We start from the raw sequence: 3,772 nt of genomic DNA, 5'->3' as shown, positions 1-3,772 counted from the left end.
CCTCGGCGGCGGGCCCCGGCGCGCCCCGGACCTTCGACGCCGCGCCCGCGCGGGCCGCCCTGGCACGGCTCCTGCCGCGCCACGCGGGGCAGTTCACGCTCGTGCCCGCCCCGGCGGCCGGCGCCGACACCTTCACCGTCTCCGGCCGCGCGGGGGCCGTCACCGTGCACGGCTCCACCGGCGCGACGCTGCTCACCGGCGTCGGCTGGTACCTGCGGCACGTCGCCGGGGTGGACATCGGCCTGCCGGGCGACAGCCTCGGAATGCTCCCGACGACCCTGCCCGCGGTGCCCGAGCCGGTCACCCGCAGCGCGCTCGTCCCGCACCGGTACGCGCTCAACGACACCGACGACGGGTACGCGGGCGCGTACCGCTCCTTCGAGGAGCGCCGCCGGCAGATCGACGTCCTCGCCCTGCACGGGGTCAACGAGGTGTTCGTGCAGGTCGGCGCCGAGTACCCGTACTACAAGGCGCTCCAGGGCTTCGGCTACCCGGCGCGGGAGCTGCGCGAGTGGATCCCCGGCCCCGCGCACCAGAGCTGGTGGCTGCTGCAGAACCTGAGCGGCTTCGGCGGGCCGGTCACCGAACGGCTGATGCGCGAGCGGGCCGCGCTGGGCGGGCGCGTCGCCGAGCAGCTGCGCGGACTCGGCATGACCCCGGTGCTGCCGGGTTGGTTCGGCACGGTGCCGCCGCGGTTCGCCGCCCGCAATCCGGGGGCGGTCACCGTGGCCCAGGGCGACTGGGCGGGCTTCGTCCGGCCCGACTGGCTGGACCCCGCCTCACCGGTGTCCGGGCGGCTCGCGGCCGCGTACTACGCGGAGCAGCGGGCCGTCTTCGGGGACAGCACGATGTACCGGATGAGCCCGCTGCACGAGGGCGGGCGGACGGGCCGGGTGGACGTGAGGGCCGCCGCGCGGGCCGTCCAGGGCGCCCTGCACGCCGCGCACCCGGGGGCCCTGTGGGCGGTGCTGGGCTGGCAGGACGACCCGACGCCGGAGCTGCTCGCCGGGGTGGACACCTCCAAGCTGCTCATCCTGGACGGGCTGTCCGACCGGTACAACCGCCTGGACCGGGAGGACCGTTGGGGCGGCGTCCCGTACGCGATGGGCACCATCCACAACTTCGGCGGGCACACGACGGTGGGCGCCAACACCTCGGTGTGGATCGACCGGTTCGCGGCCTGGCGCGCCAAGGGGAACAGCGCGCTGGCGGGGACCGCGTACCTGCCGGAGGCGGCCGGGACCGATCCGGCGGCCTTCGGCCTGTTCACCGACCTCGCCTGGGAGCCGGGGCCGATCGACCAGCGGGCCTGGTTCGCCGCCTTCGCCGCACGCCGCTACGGAGCGCCCGATCCGGAGGCCGCCGCGGCCTGGGAAGAGCTGCGCCGGGGCCCGTACAGCACCTCCTCGGGGCTGTGGTCGGAGTCCCAGGACAGCCTGTTCACCGCGCGGCCGGGACTGACGGCGGCCGGCGCCGGGCACTGGAGTCCCAGGTCCATGCGCTACCCGGCGGGCTCGGTGCGCCGCGCCCTGGACCACCTGCTGCGGGTGGCCCCGCGGCTGCGCTCCTCCAGCGCGTACCGGTTCGACCTGGTGGACACCGCCCGGCAGGCCCTGGCCGACCACTCGCGGGTGCTGCTGCCGCGGATCAGGGCGGCCTACGGGGCGGGGAACGCCGCGCTGCTGCGCACGCTCGCCGCCCAATGGGCCTGGAGGGAGTCGCAGTTGGAGGCGCTCACCGGATCCGACCCGAACTTCCTGCTGGGCCGCTGGCTGGACGCGGCCCGCTCCTGGGGCACGACGGAGGCGGAGAAGGACCACAACGAGTACGACGCGCGCTCGATCCTGACCGTGTGGGGGCGCCGCGGCACCAGCGAGGGGGGCTTCCTGCACGACTACGCGAACCGCGAATGGAGCGGTCTGGTCGGGGAGTTCTACGCCGGGCGGTGGAAGCTGTACTTCGGGACGCTGGAGGAGGCGCTGGCCCGGCGGACCGTGCCCCGGGAGATCGACTGGCACTCCTACGAGGAGGAGTGGGCGCGGCGCACCACCCGTCCGCCGGGCACGCCCCGCGGGGATCCGTACGCCCTGGCCGCCGCGGTCGCCGCCACCCTCCCGGCGGCGACCGCGGGCTGACCCACCGCGCGGGACGTACCGCACGGGATCCGGATGCGCTCGCGACACGCCGCAACACTCACCCTCCCGGGGGATTCGTCCTACCCGGACGGGGGAGATCGGATCCGAGGACTCCCTCCCCGCGGAGGCGCTGGGTTGACTGGCCCGGACGTGCCGAGGGGCGGCCGCCCACGGGCCGGAGGCCGACAGGAGTGCAGCGAGATGTCCGAGACCGAGCGGGAGCGGCCCCCCGGGCCCCCGGCCACCGCACCGGGTACGGCGGATGACGCGGGCACCGCGGACGCCGCGGACCACGGGGAGGCACCGGGTCCGGCGGGCGCAGCGGGTCAGGCCGCATCCGGTACGGCGGCGGCCCCGTCCGGTCGGGCGGCGGCGCCGGTGGCGTCGGCCCTGGAACTGCTGACCTTCCTGGTGCGCGGGACCGACGGCCCCGCGCACGAACGGTTACCCGGGCCCGCCGCCCCCACCCACCCGGACCGGCTCACCGACGGCGTGGTGGAGCTGCGCAAACGCGGGGAACTGACGACTCGGCCGACCGGGTCGGACGCCGGGGACCGCCTGGCGGAGATGGCCCGCCGGGCCGCGGACCGGGCCGGCCGGCCCCGTGCCTGAGCGCCCCGCCGGACCCGCCCCCGTACGGGACCGAGCCGGTGGCCCGGCGGCTCCGAATCGTCCACGAGGCGTGCGGGGGTCGCCACGGCCCCGCCCCTCACGGAGGATCGGTACGTGAACGACATGACACGGGCCCGGACCGAGGAGGATCTGGCCGTCGCCCTCGGCCGGGTCGCCGGGGGTGACGAGGCGGCCTTCGTCTCGGTGTACGAGGCGGTGAGCCCGGCCGTGCTCGGCGTGACGAGCGCCGTGCTGCGCGACCGGGCGCAGGCGGAGGAGGTGGCCCAGGAGGTGTTCGTGGAGGTGTGGCGCACCGCCGGGCGCTACCGCCGCGAGCGGGGCGGCGTACGGACCTGGGTGCTGACGATGGCGCACCGGCGGGCCGTGGACCGGGTGCGTTCCGCGCAGGCCTCGGCCGACCGGGAGCGGCGGGCGGCGCGGCTGGAGGCGGCGCTGCCGGAGTTCGACGAGGTGACCGAGGCCGCGCTGGAGCACGAAGAGCGGGCTCGGGTGCGGCGCTGCCTGGAGGGGCTGACCGCCCTCCAGCGGCAGTCGGTGGTCCTGGCGTACTACGGGGGGCGGACCTGCCGCGAGCTGTCCGAGACCCTGTCGGTTCCGCTGGGTACCGTGAAGACGCGGCTGCGGGACGGGCTCCTGCGCCTGCGCGACTGTCTCGGGGTGAGCGGCTGATGGGCACGGAGAACCCGCACGGTGCGACGGCGGCCTACGCGCTGGACGCGTTGCCGGAGCCGGAGCGCGCCGCCTTCGAGGCGCATCTGGAGACCTGCCCGGACTGCGCCCGGGAGGTACGGGAGTTCGCGGCGACGGCCGCCCTGCTGGGCACGGCGGCCTCGGTGGAGCCGCCGCCCGCGCTCCGCGAGGCCGTGCTGCGGCGGATCCGGGAGCTCCCCGCCGCTGCGGAACCGGAGCCCGGGGCGGCCCGGCGGACCGCCGCCGACCGGGAGCCCGGGGTGGAACCGGAGCCCGCAGCGGAACGGGAGCCCGGCGCCGCGGGGCCCGGGGCG

Annotated in this window: 4 protein-coding genes; all 4 read left to right on the top strand. The window is 76.9% G+C overall.

Annotated features, from left to right (window positions below):
• Positions 1–2,135 (top strand): alpha-N-acetylglucosaminidase (locus ACEPPI_RS40100; protein ID WP_373920175.1); only part of this gene is annotated, 2,135 nt, incomplete at its 5' end.
• Between the two features lie 201 nt (positions 2,136–2,336).
• Complete coding sequence (locus ACEPPI_RS40095; protein WP_373920174.1) at positions 2,337–2,747, top strand: hypothetical protein; 411 nt, start codon at positions 2,337–2,339, stop codon at positions 2,745–2,747.
• Positions 2,748–2,870: 123 nt separating this feature from the next.
• Complete coding sequence (sigK, locus tag ACEPPI_RS40090; RefSeq protein WP_373920176.1) at positions 2,871–3,437, top strand: ECF RNA polymerase sigma factor SigK; 567 nt, start codon at positions 2,871–2,873, stop codon at positions 3,435–3,437.
• Positions 3,437–3,772 (top strand): zf-HC2 domain-containing protein (locus tag ACEPPI_RS40085; protein WP_373920173.1); only part of this gene is annotated, 336 nt, incomplete at its 3' end. The genes sigK and ACEPPI_RS40085, both read left to right, overlap by 1 nt.

Origin of the sequence: Streptomyces sp. AB3(2024), from assembly GCF_041862025.1 — a bacterium.
In the GTDB taxonomy this organism is placed as follows: Bacteria; Actinomycetota; Actinomycetes; order Streptomycetales; family Streptomycetaceae; genus Streptomyces.
The sequence above is the reverse complement of the archived record's forward strand: the minus strand, read 5'-3'. Positions and strand labels throughout refer to the sequence as shown.

Excerpts from the sequence above, each read along its gene's own strand:
- ACEPPI_RS40095 (WP_373920174.1), top strand. The coding sequence starts at position 2,337 with ATGTCCGAGACCGAGCGGGAGCGGCCCCCCGGGCCCCCGGCCACCGCA.
- sigK (WP_373920176.1), top strand. The coding sequence starts at position 2,871 with ATGACACGGGCCCGGACCGAGGAGGATCTGGCCGTCGCCCTCGGCCGG.